General features: G+C 71.6%; 19 protein-coding genes. 11 read left to right on the plus strand and 8 right to left on the minus strand.

All coding sequences use genetic code 11. The features are described 5' to 3' along the window. Positions 1 to 64 precede the first annotated feature (64 nt). Positions 65 to 727 carry a hypothetical protein gene (locus tag OG331_RS13525; RefSeq protein WP_406195583.1) on the plus strand — a complete coding sequence of 221 codons (663 nt, stop codon included), beginning with the start codon at positions 65 to 67 and terminating at the stop codon, positions 725 to 727. On the opposite strand, the gene OG331_RS13530 is transcribed toward OG331_RS13525, so the two are convergent. Beyond that, positions 717 to 2,411 carry a DUF2264 domain-containing protein gene (locus tag OG331_RS13530; RefSeq protein ID WP_406195586.1) on the minus strand — a complete coding sequence of 565 codons (1,695 nt, stop codon included), beginning with the start codon at positions 2,409 to 2,411 and terminating at the stop codon, positions 717 to 719. The genes OG331_RS13525 and OG331_RS13530 overlap by 11 nt on opposite strands. Before the next feature lie 70 nt (positions 2,412 to 2,481). Continuing rightward, entirely contained in the window at positions 2,482 to 3,510 is a 1,029-nt protein-coding gene (locus OG331_RS13535) for a rhamnogalacturonan acetylesterase (RefSeq protein WP_406195589.1), read from the minus strand. A 190-nt stretch (positions 3,511 to 3,700) separates the two neighbouring features. Here OG331_RS13535 and OG331_RS13540 point away from each other — a divergent pair, with 190 nt between their 5' ends. Beyond that, the gene (locus OG331_RS13540) at positions 3,701 to 5,362 is read left to right on the plus strand and encodes a rhamnogalacturonan lyase B N-terminal domain-containing protein (RefSeq protein WP_406195591.1); all 1,662 of its coding nucleotides are present in this window, start codon (positions 3,701 to 3,703) and stop codon (positions 5,360 to 5,362) included. A gap of 7 nt (positions 5,363 to 5,369) precedes the next feature. Here the strand turns inward: OG331_RS13540 and OG331_RS13545 are convergent, their stop codons facing one another. Together OG331_RS13545 and OG331_RS13550 are read right to left on the minus strand one after the other, a co-directional pair. Then, on the minus strand, positions 5,370 to 6,782 hold the full coding sequence (locus tag OG331_RS13545) for an RICIN domain-containing protein (protein ID WP_406195594.1): 1,413 nt from the start codon (positions 6,780 to 6,782) through the stop codon (positions 5,370 to 5,372). A gap of 1 nt (position 6,783) precedes the next feature. After that, the gene (locus OG331_RS13550) at positions 6,784 to 7,902 is read right to left on the minus strand and encodes a glycoside hydrolase family 43 protein (protein ID WP_406195597.1); all 1,119 of its coding nucleotides are present in this window, start codon (positions 7,900 to 7,902) and stop codon (positions 6,784 to 6,786) included. Positions 7,903 to 8,101: 199 nt separating this feature from the next. Between OG331_RS13550 and OG331_RS13555 the strand changes: the two genes are divergently transcribed. Both OG331_RS13555 and mmuM read left to right on the plus strand, forming a co-directional pair. Beyond that, entirely contained in the window at positions 8,102 to 10,231 is a 2,130-nt protein-coding gene (locus tag OG331_RS13555; protein ID WP_406195600.1) for an autotransporter, read from the plus strand. A 92-nt stretch (positions 10,232 to 10,323) separates the two neighbouring features. Beyond that, positions 10,324 to 11,247, plus strand: coding sequence for a homocysteine S-methyltransferase (gene mmuM / locus OG331_RS13560; protein ID WP_406195602.1), 924 nt, complete (start codon positions 10,324 to 10,326; stop codon positions 11,245 to 11,247). A 351-nt stretch (positions 11,248 to 11,598) separates the two neighbouring features. On the opposite strand, the gene OG331_RS13565 is transcribed toward mmuM, so the two are convergent. Then, positions 11,599 to 13,176, minus strand: a complete 1,578-nt coding sequence (locus OG331_RS13565; RefSeq protein WP_406195605.1) for a carboxylesterase/lipase family protein — start codon at positions 13,174 to 13,176, stop codon at positions 11,599 to 11,601. Between the two features lie 518 nt (positions 13,177 to 13,694). Between OG331_RS13565 and OG331_RS13570 the strand changes: the two genes are divergently transcribed. From OG331_RS13570 to OG331_RS13585, 4 genes are all read left to right on the plus strand, one after another. Continuing rightward, positions 13,695 to 14,708 (plus strand): hydroxyacid dehydrogenase, encoded by a 1,014-nt coding sequence (locus tag OG331_RS13570; protein WP_406195607.1) that lies wholly within the window; start codon positions 13,695 to 13,697, stop codon positions 14,706 to 14,708. Between the two features lie 285 nt (positions 14,709 to 14,993). Further along, positions 14,994 to 16,046 (plus strand): LacI family DNA-binding transcriptional regulator, encoded by a 1,053-nt coding sequence (locus tag OG331_RS13575; protein ID WP_406195609.1) that lies wholly within the window; start codon positions 14,994 to 14,996, stop codon positions 16,044 to 16,046. Positions 16,047 to 16,163: 117 nt separating this feature from the next. Further along, positions 16,164 to 16,628, plus strand: a complete 465-nt coding sequence (locus tag OG331_RS13580; protein WP_406195611.1) for an SRPBCC family protein — start codon at positions 16,164 to 16,166, stop codon at positions 16,626 to 16,628. A 196-nt stretch (positions 16,629 to 16,824) separates the two neighbouring features. After that, entirely contained in the window at positions 16,825 to 17,982 is a 1,158-nt protein-coding gene (locus OG331_RS13585; RefSeq protein ID WP_406195613.1) for a ferritin-like protein, read from the plus strand. 90 nt (positions 17,983 to 18,072) lie between these two features. On the opposite strand, the gene OG331_RS13590 is transcribed toward OG331_RS13585, so the two are convergent. Then, positions 18,073 to 18,720, minus strand: coding sequence for a ThuA domain-containing protein (locus OG331_RS13590; protein WP_406195615.1), 648 nt, complete (start codon positions 18,718 to 18,720; stop codon positions 18,073 to 18,075). Between the two features lie 84 nt (positions 18,721 to 18,804). Between OG331_RS13590 and OG331_RS13595 the strand changes: the two genes are divergently transcribed. The 3 genes from OG331_RS13595 to OG331_RS13605 all read left to right on the plus strand — a co-directional run bounded on the left by OG331_RS13595 (position 18,805) and on the right by OG331_RS13605 (position 20,989). Then, positions 18,805 to 19,830: a DUF5954 family protein gene (locus OG331_RS13595; protein ID WP_406195618.1), complete on the plus strand. Its 1,026-nt coding sequence runs from the start codon at positions 18,805 to 18,807 to the stop codon at positions 19,828 to 19,830. A 66-nt stretch (positions 19,831 to 19,896) separates the two neighbouring features. After that, positions 19,897 to 20,529, plus strand: coding sequence for a VOC family protein (locus OG331_RS13600; protein ID WP_406195621.1), 633 nt, complete (start codon positions 19,897 to 19,899; stop codon positions 20,527 to 20,529). A gap of 52 nt (positions 20,530 to 20,581) precedes the next feature. Beyond that, positions 20,582 to 20,989 (plus strand): VOC family protein, encoded by a 408-nt coding sequence (locus tag OG331_RS13605; RefSeq protein WP_406195624.1) that lies wholly within the window; start codon positions 20,582 to 20,584, stop codon positions 20,987 to 20,989. Here OG331_RS13605 and OG331_RS13610 read toward each other — a convergent pair. Both OG331_RS13610 and OG331_RS13615 read right to left on the minus strand, forming a co-directional pair. Further along, the gene (locus OG331_RS13610; RefSeq protein ID WP_406195627.1) at positions 20,966 to 21,658 is read right to left on the minus strand and encodes a DUF6597 domain-containing transcriptional factor; all 693 of its coding nucleotides are present in this window, start codon (positions 21,656 to 21,658) and stop codon (positions 20,966 to 20,968) included. The genes OG331_RS13605 and OG331_RS13610 overlap by 24 nt on opposite strands. Positions 21,659 to 21,697: 39 nt before the next feature. Further along, positions 21,698 to 22,663 (minus strand): AraC family transcriptional regulator, encoded by a 966-nt coding sequence (locus OG331_RS13615; protein ID WP_406195629.1) that lies wholly within the window; start codon positions 22,661 to 22,663, stop codon positions 21,698 to 21,700. Between the last annotated feature and the right edge of the window lie 24 nt (positions 22,664 to 22,687).

Below are 22,687 nucleotides of genomic sequence, written 5' to 3' on the forward strand. Positions count from 1 at the left end.
GGGCCGGCCCGTCGTCGTACTGTTGCGGCGATCACCATCGCGACGAGAACACACGGGGGCGCACATGACCGTTCACCGACCGGGACTTCCGGAGGACCTTCCGCCCGGCGAGGTGCTGTGGGCACGGTGGGCGCTGCTCGCCGCCGTCAAGGCGACCACCGAGCAGGAAGGGTGCCCGAGCGTGCACCGGGTCGGGCACTGGATCGACGAGGCGGGCCTGCACTGGGACGACTGCGGCTGCACCTGGTGGATCATGTCCAGGATGGGCGAGGGCCGGTTCGTGCTCTACGGCGAGGACGAGTCGAGCGGCGTCAAGTGGCACAAGCCGCCCATCGACATGCTGGCGGGCGGCCCCGACTGGCTTCCCTACGAGGAGCTGCGCGACCGGCTGGAAGGGTACGAACTCGGCTGCGTCTACTGGTACGAGAACGGCACCTGGAGCCGGGCGCCCTACCCCGACAGCCTCGAGGACGACGGCCTGGACTGCGGCATGAGCGACTTCGTCGACCGCGGCAGCCTGCTGAGGGAGCTGAGGCTCCACTTCGACGACACGACCGCCGGTCCGAGCGCGGACAGCCTCCTGGCCGACGCCGAGGCATACGGGCTGGACGCACGGTTGCTGCTGGAGCACGTGCGCGCCCATCCCGACGGTGACCCGGTGGACCCGCCCGCCGTCGCCAGAGCACTCGACCGGGCGGGCATCACGGCCCAGGCGGTCAGTCGCTGACCCGCACGTGGACACCTTCGCCGTCCGCCAACCGCACGCGGACCGCACGGCCTTCGTTCCAGCGGACATGGATCCCGCCGTCGTCGTCCACGCGCACGGTCACCAGCTCGTCCAGCGGGGCGGGCTCCGGTTCGGCCGTGAGCCGGGCGAGGGCGACGAAGAGGGTCGGTGCGGCGTCGGTGACGCCGGTGAGGTCGTCGTCGAGCCGGGCGGCAGGGCGGAGTTCGGTGCGGATCCCGTCCCGCGCCGCCCAGCCCGTGATCCGAACCGGCGTCCCTGGCGCCGCACCTGCCACGAGGTGGGCCCGCACCTCCACGGCCCCCTGCGCGAGCACCACGCTCGTCACCCGAGTTCCGTCACCGCCCGAGTGCCGTGAGGCCGCCCAGCCCTCCCCCGCACCGAGCGGCACGATGTCCGTACGGCTCGGATCGCCGCCGACGATCACGCTGTTGTCGTACGACGGTGCGGGCGTCGTCGCCGTCGAGTAGGCGAGCCGCGTGTAGTAGGGGTCGTAGCGGACGTCCTCGCTGCCGTGGTTGTGGACGCGGACGACTCCGTCCGAACTCGTCGACTGCACCAGCCAGTTGGGGGCGGCGATCGCGGTGACCGCGTCCTCGCGCTCGGCGGGGGCGGGTTCCTCCTGCGCCGTCCACACGTCGTGGTCCGCCGGCAGGAGCAGGCCGAGGAAGCCCTTGCTCGCCCAGTACGGGGACGCCGGGCCCGAATAGCCTTGGAGGAGCGCCTCGTCGGGGCCGTGCCACCCGAGGGTGAGCAGTCCGTTCGCGTCCACGGCGCCCCGCTCCAGGAAGTACTTGAGCGCGCCGGAGGAGATCCTCCGGGTCTCCCCTGCCGCGAGCGGTGTGCGGCCCGTGAGGGCACCCAGCCACAGCGGGGCGGTCGCGGCGAAACGGTAGGTCAGGGAGCGGCCCTGGTGCAGGGGGCCGCCGTCGCCGCCGAACAGGCGGGCGTAGTCCTCCAGATGCCGGGAGAGCCGGCCGCCGTACAGGTCGAGGAGCCGTTCGTCCTGCGCGAGCCAGGCGTGCAGCACGGGGTACAGGTGCATGGCCCAGCCGTTGTAGTAGTCGAACTTGCGGCCGTCGCCGTCCGTGTACCAGCCGCCGCCGACGTACCACTTCTCGATGCGCTCCAGCCCCCGGTCGATCGCCTTGCGCGACTCCTCGGCCTCATGGCCGATCTCCTGGAGAAAGCCGCCCACGGTCACCGGGAACAGCTCCCAGTTGCAGGGCCAGGCCTCGGCGGTGAGCGCGTCGCCGAGCCAGGCCGCCGCCCGCTGCCGCACCGGGTCGTCCAGCCGGTCCCACAGCAACGGCCGCGTCAGCCGCAGCGCGAGCGCGATCGAGGCCGCCTCGACCAAGGGCTGGCTGCGGTCCTCGACGCGGGGCCAGACGCCGCGGACGCCGGCCGCGAGGCCGTCGGCGTAGCGCTCCAACACCGTCTCGTCCCGGCGGAACGCCGCCAGGAGCAGCGTACGGGCGTAGCCCTCCAGGCCGTCGGAGAGACGGCCCGACCAGCTCTCGTGGTCGCCGGGGAGATGGTAGAGGGCACGGTCCTCGGTGGCGTACGGCTCGACCGCGGCGAGCAGGGCGTCGGCGGCCGCCTCCCAGTGGGCGCGGGTGTAGCCGGTGCGCGGGCTGCGGGTGCGGTCTTCGGGAGGCAGGTGCATCGGGTCTCTTTCTCGCCGGCTCGGTTCCGGACCTGGGACGCCCCGGTTCCGGTCGGAGCGCCCCAGGAGTTCATCCCACCCGCAACAGGCGCTCCGGCACCAGATGCCGGGCGACGAGTTCGTCGCGGACCAGGCTTGCGTAGGTCGTGGCGCCGGGTACGGAGGTGTGGGTGTTGTCCCGCTTCTCGTTGTAGAGGTAGAGCGCCTTGGACGCCTCGACGCCGAGGGACTCCACCAGCGCCTTCGTCCTCGCCGTCAGGTCGATGAGGGGGACGTCGTGGGCGGCGGCGACGGAGCGGATGACGGCGGGGTGGTCCACGCCCAGGCCGTTCACGAGCAGGGCCGTGTCGTTGTTCAGGGTGCCGTCGGCGTTGAACCAGCGGCGCACGATCGGCGTGACCAGGACCGGCTTCCCGCCCTTCGCCCGCACGCCCGCCACCAGGGTTTCCAGATTCGCGCGGTACGTCGCCCCGTCGGTCGTCTTGTCGTTGTGGGCGAGCTGGATCAGGACCAGGTCGCCGCGCCGGATCTGTGGCTGGACGGTGGCCCACAGGCGGGAGTCGGCGAGGTAGCTGACCGTACTCTCGCCGGAGTCGGCGTAGTTGGCGACGGACAGGCCCTTGCGCAGGTACTGCGGCAGCTGCTGGCCCCAGCCGGAGTACGGGTCGCCGGGCTGGTCGCAGACCGTGGAGTCGCCGACGAGGAGGATCTGGCGGGCATGCCGGGCCGGGGTGACCACGATGTCGGCCAGGGCGGGTGCCGAGCCGCCGAGGTGCAGGTCCAGGCCGGGCGTTCCGTCGGCTCCCGTGGGCTCGCCCTCGGGGGTGCGGACGTTCACGGTGAAGCTGCGGGCGACGCGCTCGCCGGCCTCGACCGCCGTCTCGGGGAGCAGGGCGCGGCGGGTCTCCGCGGTGACGCTCGTGCTCGACGCGGTCTCGCCGCCGAGGAGGACCTTAACGTCGTACGTTCCGGGCGGAACGTCGAAGTGGCAGGCGGTGGCGGTGCAGTGGGCGTGGGCGGCCCGGGCCGGTACCGCCGTGAGCACGGGCAGGGCACCCAAGGTGGCGGCCAGCAGTACGACGGCGCTGAAACGTCTCATGCGCGACTCCTCGCTCGGATGGGCCCGGCGTGCGCCTGGACCGTACCCGTTTCGACAAGCGCTTTCTAGATGTCGATGAGAACTCAAAGGACCTGGCAGTTCCAAGCTCACGCAAGCCCTTTCGCGAAGTCGATTCGACTGTCACCCTGCACAACACCCGCAACCCCACACTCCGAAGGAGGCACCCCCCATGTCCGGATCCCCTGACAGATCCGTTCGCCGCCGCACCTTCGTCCTCGGCGCCACGGCCGCCGCAGGCACCGCGGCCCTCGCCGGGACAGCGCGCGCCGCGGCCTTCGGCTGGAGCGACGACGGCTCCCACTACGTCGTCGACACCGGCGCCAACCTCGTCTTCAAGGTCAGCAAGAGCAACGGCGACCTGACCTCGCTGGTCTACCGCGGCACCGAGTACCAGGGCTACGGCGGCATGAACTCGCACATCGAGTCCGGTCTCGGCACGTCCACCGTGACCATCGGACAGTCGGGTGCGACGATCCTGATCTCGGTCACGTACGGCACGCTGCGGCACTACTACGCCGCCCGCAGCGGCGAGAACAACATCTACCTGTGGACCAACAAGGCCGACACGTCGGTCTCCGTGACCCGCTACATCCTGCGCGTGAAGAAGGGCCTGTTCCTCAACGACGAGCCCGACTCCTACACCTACGCGCCCACCACCATCGAGGCCTCGGACGTCTTCGAGAAGTCCGACGGCCAGACCCGCTCGAAGCACTACGCGAAGCGTCGGGTGATGGACTACGACTACGTCGGCTGGTCGGCCGGCGGCGTCGGCCTGTGGATCGTGCGGAGCAACCACGAGAAGGCGTCCGGCGGCCCGTTCTACCGCTCACTGCTGCGCCACCAGAGCGCGGACGGCGGTGGCCTGTACGAGATTCTGTACTACGGCCAGAACCAGACCGAGGCCCAGCGCTTCGGCCTCCAGGGCCCGTACGTCATCGCCCTCACGGACGGCGGGGCGCCCTCCTCTTCGCTGTTCCCGGGCACGCTCACCACGTCGTGGGCGGACTCGCTCGGCATGTCCGGGTACGTCGGCGCGAGCGGGCGCGGCACGGTGGCCGGGGTCGGGATCACGGGCCGGAACACGGCGTACCCGTACACGGTCGGGCTCGCCAACTCGGCGGCGCAGTACTGGGGTTCGGCGCGGGCGTCGGACGGCTGGTTCTCGATCGGGGGTGTGCTGCCGGGGACGTACAGGCTGAACGTCTTCAAGGGCGAACTCGCCGTGTACACGGGGTCGGTGACCGTCGCGGCCGGCGCCACGACCACCCTCAACACGATCGCCGTACCGTCCTCCAACGACCCGGGCAACGCGAGCGCGATCTGGCGTATCGGTGACTGGAACGGCACGCCGGGCGGGTTCAAGAACGCCGACCTGATGACGTACGCGCATCCCTCCGACGTCCGGGCCGCCGCCTGGACCGGCAACGTGGTGATCGGCGACAACGAGACGGCGTCCTTCCCCTGCTACCTCTGGAAGGACGTCAACAGCGGCCTGCTCGTGTACTTCAGGCTGACCGCCGCCCAGGCAGCCGCCGCGCACACCCTGCGCATCGGCGTGACGACGGCCTACGCCAACGGCAGGCCGCAGATCGGCGTCAACGACTGGACCTCGGCGATCCCCTCCCCGCCCACGCAGCCGGGCACCCGGTCCCTGACCAACGGGTCCTACCGGGGCAACAACCACACGTTCACCTACAGCGTCCCGGCGAGTGCCTGGCTCACGGACACCGGCCGGTACAACGTGCTGAGGATCGACGTGGTGAGCGGTTCGGGGTCGACCGGCTATCTCAGCGCGGGCACGTCGATCGACGCGATCGACCTGCTCGCCTGACATCACCTCAGGTACCGCGCGTCCACTGCTGGTTCGTCGCCCCGTTGCACGTGTACGTGATCACCGCGGCGGAGTTGGCGGTGGACGCGCCGTTCACGTCCAGGCACTCCCCGGTCGCGCGGGACTTGATGTTCACATAGGAGCCGGTGGTGGTGACCGACCACTGCTGGCCGGTCGAGGAGGCGTTGCAGTTCTCCTGGGTGACCGTGTTCGCGTTCTCCTGGACGCACAGGGAGCTGTTCCTGACCATCAGCTGGTAGTAGCCGCTGCCCGCCGACTTGAACCAGTACCTCTGGTTGCCGCCGCCGTTGCAGTCGTACTGCTTGATCTGGGCGCCCTGCCACAGCGACTGACTGGTGACGTCGGCGCACTTGGAGGAGTGCCGGGCGGTCAGCGTGTTGTACGTGGCGCTCGTCCCGCTGATCGATCCGGTGGCCGCGTCGACGGTGACCTCCGGGGACCAGGACATGGACATCGACGTCGAGGAGGGGAAGGTCAGCGGCAGCCAGACGTAGCGGGAGTCGTTGACGGTGCCGCCGAAGGAGTTGCCCCAGCGGTCGCCGAGGTAGAGGTACGAGGTGGTCGAACTGCCCTGTACGGGGAGGACGTACGCGGTCTGTGAGCCGTACGTCGTGGAGTCGCCGACGTTCGTCATCGCCGTCCAGGGACCGGCGATGCTGGTGGCCGTGGCGTACTGCTGCTGGTTCGGGCTCCAGCCGGTCGCGCCCGAGGTCAGCATGAAGTAGACGCCGTTGCGCTTGAACAGGGCGGGGGCCTCGCGGTGGCCGCCGTGCCAGGGGTCGGCGACGAGGCTCGCGATGCCGGTGTAGTCGGCGGTCAGGCGGTAGATCTGCAGGTCGTAGTTCTCGCGGGCGGCGGAGATCATGTATCCGGCGCCGTCGGTGTCCACGAACACCGTGATGTCGCGGGACATGTGCTGGCCGAGCGGGCGGAAGCTGCCCTGCCAGCTGTAGTTGCCGTCGACCGTGTCGGACACGGCGACGGCGGCTCGGGCCTCGCTGTAGTCGACGCCGTTCTCCTTGTGCACCCACATGACGAACTTGCCGGTGGCGGCGTTGTACATGACCTTCGGGCGCTCGATGTTGGCGGTGCCGAGCTCCGGATCACTGGACTCGGTCAGGACGTGGTTCCTGAACTCCCAGTTCTTCAGGTCGGTGGAGCGGTAGGCGTCCACGTAGCGGAAGGTGTTGTCGGCGTTGCGGTTCTCGCCGAACCAGTAGTAGTAAGCGCCGACCTTGATGACACCGCCGCCATGTGCGTGCACCGGGTTGCCCGAAGGGTCGGTGAACTGGGTGCCGTTGGTGATGGTCTGGGGTGCGGCCTGGGCGGGACCTGCGGTGGTCAGGGCGCCGGCGAGGGCCAGGCAGAGGGCCAGCAGAGCGGCGTAGGCACGTCTCATCTCACTTACTCTCCTTGACGGTTGCGGCGGTCGCGGCGGCCGTGTCCGCCACGGGTATGCCGAAGTTCGGGGTGCCGTCCGGGTTCCAGCGGAGCCTCTGGATGCGGGTGTGGCGGTTGGGATCGTTCAGCGGGTCGCCGACGATGTCCTTGTACTGGCGGGCGTGGTAGACGAGGACGTCGCTGCGGCCGTCCTCGGCGACGGTGAAGCAGTTGTGGCCGGGGCCGTACTGCTTGGTGCTGTCGTTGCTGGTGAAGACGGGGGTCGGGGACTTCGACCAGTTCGCCGGGTCCATCAGGTCGGCATCGGCGTCGACGGTCAGCATGCCGACGCAGTAGTGGTGGTCGGTCGCGGAGGCCGAGTAGGTCAGGAAGATCCGGCCGTTGCGCTTCAGGGCGTACGGGCCCTCGTTGACCTTGAAGCCGATGCACTCCCAGTCCAACTCGGGTGTGGACAGTCGCACTTGAGGACCGGTGAGAGTCCACGGGTTCGCCATCTCGGACAGGAAGAGACCGGTGTTGTTGTCCAGCCCCGGTTCGTGCTGCGCCCAGCAGAGGTAGCGGGAGCCGTGGTGGGTGAAGGTGGTGGCGTCGAGGGAGAAGGTCTCCCAGGCGGTCTTGACCTGGCCCTTCTCCACCCAGGTGCCCTTGGAGGGGTTGGGGTGGGAGTTCTCCAGGACCCAGATGCGGATCTGCCACACGTCCTCGGCGGGCGCGGCGGCGAAGTAGATGTACCACTTGCCGCCGATGCGGTGCAGCTCCGGCGCCCAGATGTGCGCGCCCATGTCGCCGGTGGGATGGGCCCGCCACAGCACCGACTCGGCGGCCGTGGACAGGCCGTTCAGGGTGCGGGAGCGGCGCAGGACGATGCGGTCGTACTCGGGGGCGGTGGCCGTGAAGTAGTAGTGGCCGTCGGTGTGCCGGTGGATGTGGGGGTCGGCGCGCTGCTGGACGAGGGGGTTCACGTAGGGGGTCGCCTTCGGGGGTGCGGCGTGGGCGATGCCGGGGAGGGCGGAGGCGGCGGTCAGGGCACCGGCGGCTGCGGCGCCTTTCAACAGCAGCCTGCGGCTGGGGGCTTGGGGGGCAGCGGGCCCTTGGGGCAGATCGTGATCGCGGCTCATGCGGGGGGGTGCCTCTCAGGGAATGTTCGGAGCGCAGGGGCGTTCGAGCTGTTCGAGCTGTTCGAGGTAGCGAACGGGATCTGTCATTACGAACGACTGAAAGGTAAGGGTGTGTTACCAGGAGGTCAACGAGTCCGGCGAGACAAAGAGAAACGCCGGATTTCTGTTATCGGCGCCCCGCTCCGCCCGTCCCCATCACGTGCGCAGCCATATCCACAAGACAGCAGCGGCCGTCGGTGCCCTGGCAGCCGTCGCCGCCCTGACCGTTGCCGCTCCCCCTGCGGCCGCCGCCGGCCGGGACGTCACCGCCGACGTCCTCGCCGACCGGGACGTGACACTCAGCGGCGACACGGTCGTCACCGTGCCGCCGGGGACGACGACGTACGACGGCGTCTTCCGCGGCCGGGGCACGCTCACCGTGCGCGGCACCGGCACGCTGGTCCTCACCAGGGACAGCGACTTCACCCTGCCGAAGCCCCGGCAGCGGCAGCAGGTGAACGTCCTCGGCGGCAACCACCCGTACGTCACCACGACCGACGCCGACCCGCCCGCCGTCACGGTCGCGCGCGGGGCGACCCTGCAGTACGGCAACGGCGGTAACGCCGGGCTGATCGGCCACTTCCCGTACAACACCCCGGCGTTCCGGCTGAACCAGGACAACATCCGGGTCGACGGCACCCTGCGGCTGTCGCTGAGGAGCGCCTACAACCTCGGCACGATCAGCGGCTCCGGGCTCATCACCCAGCCGGGGTTCCTGTGGGGCACCTGGGACCTGTCGGGCACCCACTCCTTCTCCGGGGTGATCGACAACGGCACGCAGGTCAACGCCGGTCGGCCGGAGTTCGCGACATCGCTGCCCGCCGTGCGCAAGGTCCTCAACCAGGGGACGTGGACCGTGGACACCCCGCTCGGCCGTACGGTCACCATGGGCATGGACTTCTACCAGCGCGAGTACGGCAGCGACATCAACGTCCAGTCCCGGCCGGGCGGCAAGGTCGTCCTCACCGGCCGGTACAGCTGGTCGGACCGGGGCGGCGACACCGACCCCGCACTCAGCGACCCCGCCCTGAACCGGACTCCCGCGCGCAAGAACGTCAACAAGCGAGGCACCAACATCAAGGGCGCGAACGTCCAGTGGGGCGACGGGACGACGAACGAGATCTTCATGCCCGGCACCGCCGAGACCGTCTACATCAATCTGCTGGCGGCCCGTTCCCGCTCCCTGCTCACCTTCGACTACAACGGGCCGGTGACCCTGGGCGCCCCCATCGGCGGCGGCAGGTTCCACGACACACTCGCCGCGCCCGGTGCCGGGGACATCGTCATCAAGGGGACGAGGGGCAACGACGTCACCTTCGCCGCCGTCCAGTACTACGACGGCTCGACGACCGTCGACAAGCGTGCGGTGCTGCGGCTGGGCAACGGCAGGGCGGGCGGCGACGGCGGGCTCTACACACGGGGCGACCACTACAAAATCATCAACAACGGCTCGCTGGTGCTGAACAACACGAGCAGGGCCCTGTCCCTGTCCCGGATCGGCGGCAGCGGGTCGCTCACGCAGTCGGGGGCCGCGACGACGGCCCTGACGGGGAGCGCGGTGACGTACACCGGCACGACGACGGTCCAGAAGGGCACGCTGGCGCTGCGCGGCGGAGCGACGCTGGCCCGCAGCAGGGCGATCCGGCTCACCTCGCCCAAGTCCCGTCTGGACGCGGGAACTTCGGGGCTGCGGGTGGGGGCGGGGAGGACGCTGACCGGCAAGGGCACCGTGAAGGGAGCAGTGACGAACGACGGCGTGGTCGCCGGCGGGCTGACTGTCTCCGGCGACTACACGCAATCCGGAGCCGGCGAACTGGTGCTGCGCGACGGCCCGTTGAAGGTGACGGGCACGGTCCGGCTGGCGGGGGACCTGGACCTCGCGGCCGTCGCAGCGACAGCCGGTGCCGACCGGGCGCGGAGGATCACCGTCGTCGACCACCGCGGGCGGTCGAAGACGACCGGCTCGTTCACGGGCCTCAAGGAGGGCGCGAAGCTCCAGCTGAACGACACCACGTATCGCATCGGCTACCGGGGTGGCGACGGCAACGACGTGGTCCTGACCGCCGTCTCCGCGAGCCCCTCCCGCTCGTCTTCCGCTGCCGACGCCGCCCGTACGGCCGCCGGCCCGCCCGCCTCCCCCGGCACCCGCACCGCGAACGCCGCGGCCGGCGGCATCGGCTGGTGGCCGTACGTCCTGGCGGCGGGGCTGCTCGTGGGGCTGGCGGTGCCGGCTACGAGGTTCGGGCGGGGAAGGGGACGGGGAGGGCGGCACGCGGCGCAGGGCCGGTGATCGGAGGGCGATCGGCGGACGGCGGGCGCTCGCGGATGACCCGTGGCTGTCCGCATGCCGGTCACCCACCCGCCTCGACTACCGTCGTCTTCATGACCAGCACCATCACCCTCGCCGAAGCCCTCGCCGCCGGGACCGTCGTGCTCGACGGCGGGATGTCCAACCAGCTCGAGGCCGCCGGGCACGACCTGAGCGACGAGCTGTGGTCGGCACGGCTGCTCGCGGAGCGGCCCGAGGCGATCACCGAGGCGCATCTCGCCTACTTCGAGGCGGGGGCGGACGTGGCGATCACGTCGAGCTACCAGGCCACCTTCGAGGGGTTCGCGAGGCGCGGGATCGAGCGGGGCCGGGCGGCCGAACTGCTCGCCCTGAGCGTGGAGTTGGCGCGCGAGGCGGTTCGGCAGGCGCGGGGCAGGGGCGTCGCGCGGCCGCTGTGGGTGGCGGCGTCCGTCGGACCGTACGGGGCGATGCTGGCGGACGGCTCCGAGTACCGGGGGAGGTACGGGCTGAGCGTCGACGAGTTGGAGCGCTTCCATCGGCCCCGCCTCGAGGTGCTGGCCGGGGCACAGCCCGACGTACTGGCGCTGGAGACGGTCCCGGACTCCGACGAGGCCGAGGCGCTGCTGCGGGCGGTGCGCGGACTCGGTGTGCCGGCCTGGCTGTCGTACTCCGTCGCCGGTGACCGCACCCGCGCCGGGCAGCCGCTGGAGGAGGCATTCGCCCTGGCCGCCGACGCCGACGCCGTGATCGCGGTCGGCGTGAACTGCTGCGCGCCGGAGGACGTGGAGAGCGCCGTCGAGACCGCGGCCCGCGTCACGGGCAAGCCGGTCGTGGTCTACCCGAACAGCGGCGAGGCCTGGGACGCGCAGGCCCGGGCCTGGTCCGGCGAGGCCGGCTTCGACGCCGAGCAGGTCGAGGCCTGGCGGGCATCGGGCGCACGGCTGATCGGCGGGTGCTGCCGGGTGGGCCCGGAGGCGATCGGCTCGATCGCACGAACCTTGTCGGCCGCGCGGTAACGGACCGTGGCGGCAGCGGTGGGGCCGGCCGAGGGGCGCAGTTCGCCTACGTGACACGGCCCGCGAACTGGGGCTCGCGTGGCCCGGCCCACGGCCCCGACACGTCGAGCTCCCGCCCTTGGTGCCGGGAGAAGGGGCGGTGGCGGGCCCCGGCACGCACCACGACCGCGGCCCCCACCGCGTCCGGCGGCGGTCATCTCCCGCGCAGGACCTCGTCCCGCCTCTCTCCCCTTGCCGGCCTCCGGCCGGGAACCGGTTGCCATCGCGTTGCCGTGTGGTGCGGGACTCGGTCTCCGCGGTGGAGGAGTGGCGGGCGGGAAGAAGGCGGGTCCGGGCGGCGGTGCCGTCGTGTCAGTGGCGGCGGACCGCGCCGGGCAGCCGAAGCCGCCGTACGACCGATCGCATCTCCGTGCCGCGCGCGGGCGGACCGTCGGCGAGGGCCGATGCGGGTGTGATCTCGGGCGGGGCGGCCGTGGCCCACAGGGCGAGCTCGGGGTCGCGGGGGCCGAGCGCGGTGCGGGTCTCGCCGTCGCCGAAGATCCGCACCGGGTGCGAGTCGTCCCAGGTCTGCCACCCCGGGTCGCCGTCCACCGCGAACCGCACCCACGCTTGGTGCATCTCGTGGGCCAGCTCCTGCGGGGCTCCTTCGCCGGCCAGCTTGCGGGACTCGGGGACGTCCCCGGTGTCGAAGACGAAGCCGAGCTCCAGCGCGTGGCAGGCGCCGAGGTCGGGGAGGGTGGAGGGCCAGGCGAACTCGTACACGTACGACGATCCGGGGCGGGCGTCGGCCAGGCGGTGCAGGGGCCCGCGCAGCAGGTGGTCGGTGACCATCTGGCCGACGATCTCGCCGGTGCCGGCCTCGGGGTGCAGGGCGCGGTAGCCGCGGGGCACGTCGGCGCCGACGTGGCAGCGGGCCATGGCGCCGGCCAGGGCGACCGCGCCGAGCCGGTCGACCCGCTCCAGGAGCCCGCCGGGCACCAGCCACAGCCGGTACTCGTCGCGGGTCCAGCCCATCATCAGGTCGACGCCTGAGGCGGCGTCACCCTCCGTGAGCGCTTCCAGGGGGTCCTGGGGGACGACGTCACCGTCGACGACGATCCCGAAGGCGGGCCCGCCCACCACGGGGCTGCTGAGCCGGCCCACGTCGGCCTGGGTGCGCAGGAGCAGCTCGCGGTCGACGTCGGCGAAGGCCGCGGCGGTGGCGGGGATCTTCAGCCGGTTGGCCATCCGGCGCACCATCCGCCGGACCTTGTCCCGCTCGGCGGCCTCGGGCGGCCCGCTCTGCAGGATCGCCCGCCGGACCAGGCCCTGCGCCTGCGGGGCGGCGAGCAGCGCGCCGATGCTGATCGCGCCCGCGGACTGGCCGAACAGGGTGATGCGGCCGGGGTCGCCGCCGAACGCCCCGATCGAGGCGTGCACCCACTCCAGGGCCGCCAGCTGGTCGCGCAGGCCGGGGTTGGCGGGGGCGTCCGGGAAGTAGCCGTAGCCCTCGACGCCCAGTCGGTAGTTGACGGACACGAGGACGACGCCGTCGCGGGCGAAGGGCCGGCCGTCGTACACGGGCACGCCCGAGGAACCGCGGGTCAGGGCGCCGCCGTGCAGCCACACCATGACCGGGAGCCGGGCGGCCGGGCCGGGCTCGGGGGTCCAGACGTTGAGGTTGAGACAGTCGTCGCCGGGCACGACGGGGTCGGAAAGGTACTGCGCAAAGGCCTCGGAGTACGGCGGCTTGGGCGGCGTCGGACCGAAGTCCGCGGCCTCGCGCACACCGTCCCAGGGTTCCGGCGGCACGGGCGGCCGAAACCGGTGCGGGCCGAACGGCGGCGCCGCGTAGGGAATGCCCCGGAACACCGCGACGCCGTCTTCGTACCGGCCCCGTACGGCACCGTAGGGCGTGCTCACCACGGGGTCTGCCTGGACTGCCGTCATACGTCCACCAGCCTCCTCACCGCGCTCGTGCACCGTGAAGATCAGAGCAACTCATTGTGGCCCGATATTCCGGCGCACGACGGGTTGTGAGGGCTATTCGGTGGACACGGCTCCTTGGCGTACATCAGGGTGCCGAAGCCGAGCTGGTCGAAGCCGCCGCTGTCGGAGCCGTAGTCACCGCAGCCGTCCTCGGGGGGCGACCGAGAAGCAGATCGCGCATCTCCAATCCGTGGGGGATCAGCTGTGGGTGATGCTCGCCTCGTCGAACTCGGCCCTGCGGCGGCCCAGTTGGTTGCGCGAGCAGACCATGGGGCCCACGTGGTGGCGGGCGTCGCCGAACCTTGAACCGGCCGCCCTGGAACCGGTTGCCGGTCCAGGGCTGAGGGCTGCGCTCCTCACCTCACCGATTGACCGGTCCAACGACCGGATTTACGGTAGAAGGCGCTTTCTGAAGCGATGTCCTTCAAGCGTCACCCAGTGTCTCAACTCAGTGCTCAACTCGGCGCCTCAGGAGAGTCATGCCCAGCCCGCACCCCTTGAGGGCCGTGTTCGCGATGGATCCGGCGCACCTCCCCCTGCTGTTCCCGCCACCGCTCATGGCCCGGCTGCGGCAGGCCGCCGAGATCGACCCCACACTCGTCGTACGGGACTTCACCGACCCGGCAGCGGCCGGGGTCCTCGCCCGGACCGAGGTGCTCATCACCGGCTGGGGCTGCCCCCACCTCGACACCGACGCCCTCACCGCCGCTCCCGGACTGCGCGCGGTACTGCACGCCGCCGGCTCGGTCCGCTCGCTGGTCGGCGACGCGCTGTGGAAGGCCGGTGTCACCGTCTCCAGCGCGGTGACCGGCAACGCGCTGCCGGTCGCGGAGTACACGCTGGCGATGATCCTGCTCGCCGGGAAGGACACCTTCGGCCATCGGGAACGTTTTCGCAGCACCCATGCCTACCCGACGCATCGCGAGACCGCCGCGACCGGCAACGTCGGCCGCCGGGTCGGTGTCATCGGGGCGTCGCGGGTCGGCAGACGCCTGCTGGAGTTGCTGCAGCCGTTCGACTTCACGGTGCTGCTGCACGATCCGTACGTCGGCGCCGCCGAGGCCGCCGGACTGGGCGCCGAACTGCTGTCGCTGGACGACCTCCTGCGGCGCAGCGACATCGTCAGCCTGCATGCGCCGGACATCCCCGAGACGTACCGGATGCTCGACGGGAAGCGGCTGGGGCTGATCCGGGACGGGGGCGTACTGATCAACACCTCGCGGGGGGCGTTGGTCGATCCCGCGGCGCTCACGGACGAGCTTGTCTCCGGGCGGCTGCACGCGGTGCTCGACGTCACCGAGCCGGAGCCGTTGCCTGCGCGGTCGCCGCTCTATCACCTGCCCAACGTCTTCCTGACCCCTCACATCGCCGGGTCGCTCGGGAACGAGCTGGAGCGGCTCGGGCGGATCGTGGTGGAGGAGTTGGAGCGGGTGGTGAGGGGTGAGGGGTTCGTGCATGAAGTTCGGGAGGGTGATTTGGGGCGGGTGGCTTGAGGGCGGTGGCGGAGGGCGCCCACCGACCTGAGGCATGCCCGGCGTTGGGCCCGCATGCGGTGGATCCCGTCGACTCCGCGTTCACGGCCGACTTCACGGGATTCCTTCTCACCTGCTGGTGACGCCGGGCGCGTTCGAAGTTTCGAAAGCCGTCGTCCGTGAAGTCCTTCGAACTCCGGCCTCTTCCGGACTCATCGCGGCGAACCTAGGGTAGGAAGCGCTTACTATTTCCGCGCTGGTCGAAACTTTTCAGGGCCCTCGGGCGGGCCGGAGAGGTGGTTCCCGATGGTCCGTACGGGCGGTGCGAGCGTGGCGGCCGGTCCTACCCTGGCGGTCGTGGCCCGTGAGGCCGGGGTGTCCGTGCCCACCGCGTCCAAGGTGGTCAACGGCCGGGAGGACGTGGCCCCCGAGACCCGTCGCCGAGTCACCGAGGCACTGGACCGGCTCGGCTATGTCCGCAGACCGCGCTTCGACGCGGCGAAGACGCCGGGCCTGGTCGACCTCGTCGTGCACTCGCTGGACAGCTCCTGGTCGGGCGCGGTGCTGCACGGAGTGGAGGCGGCGGCCCACGACGCGGGCCTGGAGGTGGTGGTCTCGGCCGGGCTGACCCGGACGCGGGGCGGCCGTCCGGAGCGCGGCTGGCTGGACAAGCTCATCGCGCGGGGCTCGTCTGGGGTGCTGTTCAACCTGGCCGAGCTGACGGCGTCGCAGTACGCGTGGCTGGAGCAGCACCGCGTCCCGTTCGTGATGATCGACCCGGTGCTGGATCCGCCGCCGGGCGTGGTGTCGGTGGGCGCGGCGAACTGGCACGGCGGCGTCCTCGCCACCGAGCATCTGCTGGCGCTGGGACATGAGCGGATCGGCGTGATCGCCGGTCATCAGCGCAAGATGTGCAGCACCGCCCGGGTGGCCGGCTACCGCTCGGCGCTCGCCTCGGCCGGGGTGCGGCATCGTCCCGAGTACGTCCGGCACGCGGGCTTCGACGAGGGTCTCGCCCGCCGCCGGATGCTGGAGCTCCTCGACCTGCCGGAGCCGCCGACGGCGGTCTTCGTCTGCTCCGACCGGATGAGCCTCGGTGTCTACGAGGCGCTGGCGGAGCGCGGGTTGAGCGTGCCCGACGGCATGAGCGTCGTCGGCTTCGACGATCTGGCGGAGGCCCGCTGGATCGCCCCGGCCCTCACCACGATCCGCCAGCCGCTGTCGGAGATGGCGGCGACGGCGTTGCACCTGCTGGTGCGCATGATGGACGGGGAACGGCCGGAGAGCACACGGACGGAGTTGTCGACGCGTCTGGTGGAGCGGGCGAGCACGGCGGGGCCGTGCGGGCCGTCCCGCTGAGTCCTTCACCTGGTTGGCCGGGCGGGCCCCCACTACGGGTGCTGGGGGTGTCCGGGGCCGCTAGCGTCGAAGGCCAGGTCGAGCAGCTCAGGATCTTCCAGAAGGAGCGTGGTCGGTGTGGCCCGGAACCGCCGTCTGATCCTGAGCTCGCCGTCCAAGGTCTGGAGCCTGCTGTCCGACGGCCATCGCTACGGGGAGTGGGTGTCGGGCACCCGGCAGATCCTCGCCGCGGACCCGCACTGGCCCGCCGTGGGCGCCCGTCTGCAGGTCCGGGTCGGCGTCGGCCCCGCGGTCCTGGACGACACGTGCGTCGTGCGGATCTGTGAACCGGAGCGCCGTCTGGAGCTGGAGGCGAAGGCGGATCCGTTCGGCGCGGCCCGCATCGCCATGCGGCTGATCCCCTGGGGCGAGAACACCCTCTTCATCCTCGACTGGCATGCCCTGCGGGGTCCCGGCGTCCGCATGCACGGGCTCCCCGTCGACTATCTCGTCCGGATCCGCAGCGGCATGATGCTGACGAAACTCGCCCGGATCGCGGTACGCGAGGCCGGCGACAGGACCGTCGACGCCCACCCGCACTGAGCGGTTCTCCGGCGCCGTGCCGACCCTGATCGCGTTGGACCGACAGGGTGGTTGATGCGCCGCCCGGCCCGTCCGCCCTGGTGGCGACGTTGATCGTTGCTAGCTTCGCGAGCTGTCCGAGGGTCCCGTCCCCCAGGGCATCGAGCCGAGGCGGGGCCATGGCGATGAGCTGAGGCGAGAGTCGAGAGTGACGGGTATGAGCGAAGAGCCGGACAGGCAGACGGTTGCCCCGTTCAGGCGCAGGAGTTTCCTGGCATCGGCCGCGTTGGCGAGCGGCACCCCGGCCGCGGTCGCGGTCGCCGGTCCCGCGCAGGCCGCCGCACCCGCGGCAGGCGGTGCGCTTGCGGCGCCCGCCCTCGGGTCCGTGGCGCGGCTGCTGGCCGTCCCCCAGGAAGGCCGCGGAGTCGACTGGATCAGGTCGGCCCTTCAGGTCGCCGTCGGACTGGAACTCGCCACCATCCCGCCCTACTTCTGCGGCTTGTGGTCCGTCAAGGACCGCCGCAGTGAGGTCGCGCGGCTGATCCAGCGCATCGTCGGCGACGAGATGTACCACCTCGGCATCACCTGCAACCTGCTCGTGGCCGTGGGCGGAAGACCGCAGATCAAGGCCGCCGCACCCATCTACCCGGGGCCGCTGCCCGGCGGTGTCCGTGCCGGAGTGCACGTCTACCTGTCGGGCCTCACCAAGGCCTTCGTGCGCGATGTGATGATGGCGATCGAGGCCCCCGAGGAATCGCTCGTCCGGAGCGTGCAGGCCTCCCCCACCGTCGGCGAGTTCTACGAGGGGCTGCTGAACGCGTTCCGGACGGTGCGGCCGGAACTGTCGGTTCGGGGGCAGCTGTGCCAGTACGTCTTCTCCGACGATCTGTCTCCGATCGAGAACCTCGACCACGTCGAGCAGGCCATCCGGATCATCATGGAGCAGGGCGAGGGCACCACCAGCTCCCCGTCCGCTTCCTTCGAGGACGACCACCCCGCGCACTACTACGCCTTCGGGGAGATCTACCACGGCCGGGAGCTGCGCCGGACGGACGACGGCTGGCAGTACGTCGGCGCGCCCGTGCCCTTCCCCGACGTACGCCCCATGGCCCCGATCCCGGTCGGCGGCTGGCCCAACCCGCCGGCCCGGGTCCGCCAACTCCTGCACCAGTTCGACGCCACCTACAGCACCGTGCTGGACGGCCTCGACGCGGCCTGGGCCGGCGGCGGCCACCGCACCCTGGGCACGGCCATCCACGCCATGCACGGCCTGGAGCGGCCCGCCGTGGAACTGATGGAGACCCGCAACCCCTACGTCCCCGGCACCTACGGCCCTCAGTTCCGCGCCCTTCCCAGGCGGCGCAGCGCGTCCTGACGCCGTAGCGGCAGCATCACGAGTCGAACCCCGGCGCGCAACGAACGCGCCGGGGTTCGACGCCGTGGACGACCCCGGACTTTGCGTGCTCTAGTCCAGTCCCGCCGCCCAGTTGATCCCGCCGAGGAGGTGGGCGCGGAAGTCGGGGTCCTCGTAGGCCTCGGGCGCGTGGCCGAGTGCCGTGTAGAAGGCGCGGCCGGATCCCTGGTCGCGGCACCACACCAGCGGGTGGTCCCCGCCCATGCCGCCTCCGTCGTACGACGACTCGTCGGCGCACGCCAACACCCGTACCGTGGCACGGGGGTTGGTGCGGAAGTCGTACCACTCGTCGACGAAGTCCCATACGGCGGGCAGGTGCCGGGTGGCCGGGTGCTCGCGGTCCTCGACGACCGCCTTGCCCGGCTGGTGGTCGGGGTGCCGGTCGAACCGGGCGCCCAACAGCTCGCCGTAGTACGGCCAGTCGTACTCGGTGCAGGCCGCCGCGTGCACCCCGACGAAGCCTCCGCCCGCGTCGACGTACGCGGCGAGCCGTTCTCGCCCGGCGGGGGTGAGCACCTCGCCGCTGGTGGAGAGGAATACGACGGCCGCGTATCCGTCGAGGGGTTGCTCGAAGGCCGTGGGGTCCTCCGTGTGGTCGACTTCGAAGTCACCGATGGTGCGTACGGCTTCGACGCCGGCCGGGATGGACGCGTGCCGGTAGGCGGTGGTGCGGGTGCAGACGAGCAGTCGCACGGACATACGGGCGAGCCTAGCGGCCCAACAACCCGGGCTGTTGGGCCTCTTCACCCCCGCACACAGCCCCGATCCGGCGACAATGCGTGCATGGCCCATGACTGGCAGCAACAGATCCACGCGCTCCACGAGGAGTTGGTCCGCCGCGACGATCCCGCCGCCTGGGTGCGGGAGGCCTACGCGGTGGACGCCTCGTTGCGCTATCCGGGGTTCGCCCTGCGTGGGCCGGTGTTCGGGGTCGCCGTGCAGGATCCGTCGGCAGGGCCCGAGTGGCGGGTGCTGAAGCCGGTGGTGAACGGGATGCCGCAGATCTGCCGGGACACGCTGAACACCCATCTGTGGTTCCGGGCGAAGGACGATACGGACGATCCCGCCGTCCGACGTGAACTCCTCGCGGCTGTGGACGTGTTGAGCCGGAGGCCGGTGAACGAGGTCGAGGCGTGCGGAGTCCGCTACCGGATCGTGCGCGGGGACGAGTTCACGCGCTGCGACGACAGCAACCGGCTGGAGCCGCCCCGGCCCACCGACCCGGAGCCCGCCGAACGGACCTGGGACCCGCGCGCCGACCACACCCCCTCCCCCGACCTGGACCTCGTCCTCGACCCGGACCAGGTGGACGACGGCCCGATGGCGGGCGCCATGCGGGCGGGGCTGCGGGACTTCGCGTACCGGGGCGTACGCTTCCCCGCCGACGTCCGCCGGGACTCGGAGCGGGCCGTGCTCACACATCCGCGGATCGTGCTGCTGCCCGCCTGCTTCGGCGTCGTCGAGCGCGAACGGACCGGCTGGGAGCCGGCTCTCGCGCTCCAGCCCACCGCGCATGAAGCCCGCCGGGTGCTGTACGACGCGATGGCCGAGATGTGGCCCATGCTGTACCGGTTCGACGACGCGACGAAGGCCCTCTACGCCAAGGCCGCCGAGGAGTTCCGGGCGCTGGAGCGCGCCGACGAGGCGCGGGTGGCGGGCCGGGAGTTCCGGATCTGCCGCGCCGAGCGCCTGGTCCGGACGGGCCCCGACGGGCCGGAGCCGCCGCGCCCGTCCGACGTGGACGAGTACGGGCCCATGAAGATCCATCCGACTCTGCTGGAGGACGGCCAGATCATCCACGACGAGTGAGCCCCGCCTTCCGCCTGGCGCACAGGTGTTCCATATCGTGCGCAGCTCTGCGTAGCCTCGGCTGCGATGAACGCCATTCCCGCGCTCCTTGACCATCTCGTCCTCGTGACGCCCGACCTGTCCGCCACGGTCGCCGACTTCGCCCGGCGCACCGGCGTGACCCCAGCCCCGGGCGGCGTGCACGTCGGGCTCGGCACCCGCAACTACCTGGTGTCGCTGGGCGATATGAGCTACCTGGAGATCATCGGCCCGGACCCCGAGCAGTCCGCGCCCGGCGCGCCCCGCCCCTTCACGGTCGACGCGCTCGCCGTCCCGCGCACGGTCACCTGGGCGATCAGCCCGCCAGACCTGGACGCCGCCATCGCCGGCGCCCGGGCCCAGGGCTACGATCCCGGCCCGGCGCAGTCGATGAGCCGCCTCAGACCCGACGGCACCCTCCTGGAATGGCGGCTCACCGACGGCGACGACGCCCACCCCTCCGGCCTCGTCCCCTTCCTCATCGACTGGAGCGCCACGGTCCACCCCACCGCCTCGGACCTGCCCAGCACCCCGCTGCTGTCCCTGTCCGCGACCGCCCCCGAGCCGGACGAGATCCGGCCCCTGCTGTCGGCCCTCGGCACGGACCTCGACCTCACGACGGGCCCGGTGGGGATCACTTTCACGGTGGACACGCTTCTGGGGCCGGTGACCTTCGACTGAGGTGTCCGATTCCTTCAAGACCCGCCGGCGCCGGCGTGCCTACGGTGGCCGCATGACTGCACGATTCGATGCCATCGGCCTGGTCGTCTCCGACATGGCCGCCTCAGTCACCTTCTACCGCCGCCTCGGGTTCGCGTTCCCCACGGGCGCCGAGACCGAGCCGCACGCCGAGGCCGATCTGCCGGGCGGGCTGCGGCTGCTGCTCGACACCGAGGAGACGGTGCGGTCCTTCCTCCCGGAGTGGCAGCCGCCCACGGGCAGCGGCCGTCACTCGCTCGCCCTGCGGTGCGAGGGTCCTGCGGAGGTCGACGCGGTGTACGAGGACATGGTCGGCGCCGGTTATCACGGCGAGCTCAAGCCGTGGGACGCCTTCTGGGGCCAGCGGTACGCCTCCGTCCAGGACCCGGACGGCAACGGCGTCGACCTCTTCGCGCCGCTAGCCGCCGCTCCGGCCGAGTAGCTCGCCGAGCGGTACGCCCGCCAACTCCTTGACGTCCCGGGCCAGATGAGCCTGATCGGCATACCCCGCCCGGACGGCCGTATCGGCGAACGCGACACCGTCCCGCCCCAGCGCGAGCGCGCGTTGCAGCCGCAGGATCCGGCCCAGCGTCTTGGGGCCGTACCCGAAGGCGGCCAGGCAACGACGGTGCAACTGGCGTGCGCCCAGGCCGAGTTGGTCGGCGGTGGCGGAGACGGGGTGGCCCGCGTCCAGCGCCTTGACGATCCGCCCCAGGACAGGGTCCGGCGGCTCCGCGACGGCCGCGCACTCCAGCGCAACCTCCTCCAGCGCGGTCACGGGGTCGGCCGCCGCCTCGATACGTCCGCGCAGGAGCCGTACCTCCGCAGCCGGCCACAGGTCGGCGAGCTCCACGCGCCGGTCACGCAGCTCGTGCGCGGGCACGCCGAGGAGGGCGGGCGCAGCGCCGGGACAGAAGCGGACGCCGGCCCAGGTACTGGGCTCCCTTTCCATGACGTAGGCGCGTGTGTCGGGCCCCGCGACGAGCAGCCGTCCCTCGTGCCACAACAGGTCCATGCACCCGTCGGGCAGGACACGCCCCGCGCCGGTGTCGGACGAGGCGTTCGTCCAGACGACGGCACCGGGCAGCCGGGACGCCCTCTCCTCATACACATACGCCAGCGTAAGCGCCCCTCCGGGGGCGCGGCCCGCTCAACCCCGATGCTCCTGCGGACTCACCCCGTAGACCCTCTTGAACGCACTGGACAACGCAAACGCGCTCCCGTACCCAACGCGCCGCGCAATCGCTTCGAGCGTGTCGTCGGTGTCACGCAGCGCATCCGCCGCGAGCGCGAGCCGCCAGCCCGTCAGGTACGTCATCGGTGGCTCGCCCACCAGTTCGGTGAAGCGCCGGGCGAGCGCGGCCCGGGACACCCCCGCCTTCGTGGCCAGGATGGCGACCGTCCAGGGGTGCGCGGGGTCGTCCTGGACGAGCCGCAGCACGCGGCCGACCACGGGGTCGGCGAGCGCCGCGTACCAGGCCGGGGTCGCCGCCTCCGGGCGGGAGAACCAGGCCCTGAGCGCGGCGATGACCAGCAGGTCGAGCAGCCGGTCCAGGACGACTTCCTGGCCGGGCTCGTCGCGGACGATCTCCTCCAGGAGATAGGGAGTGAGGGGGCAGTCCCACACGTCCGCGGTGAGGGCCAGCAGCGGCGGCAGCGCGTTCAGCAGCCGCCCGCTGACCTCGCCCTGCCACAGATACGTGCCGATCAGCATCACGGCCGAACCGTCGAGCCGGTCGCCCCAGGTGCGCACGTCGAGGTCCATCGAGCCGTTGAGGGAGCGTCCGTCGGGGTAGCGGCATTCGGCGCCCGGCAGGATCAGGGCCTGGGGTGCGGTGCCGGGGTCGTCGGCGCAGACGTAGGGGTCCGGGCCGCGGGCGATGGCGAGGTCGCCGGGGCGCAGCCGGAGCCTCCCCCAGCCTTCGGCCGGGGGGACCCCCATCTCGCTTCGCTCGCCCTGGTCCGGGATCACCCAGGCGTCGCCGCGGACCATGACCATGACGGTGAGCGGGGCGCGGTCCTCGACGCGGATGGCCCACGGCGGCTCGAAACACGCGCGGATCATGAAGGCGCCACGCGCGCGTGGGCCCTCCAGAAGGCCGGCCAGAGCGTCCATGAGCTCAGCGTAGACGCCCGCGCA

Origin of the sequence: Streptomyces sp. NBC_01017, from assembly GCF_045162795.1 — a bacterium.
GTDB lineage: Bacteria > Actinomycetota > Actinomycetes > Streptomycetales > Streptomycetaceae > Streptomyces > Streptomyces machairae.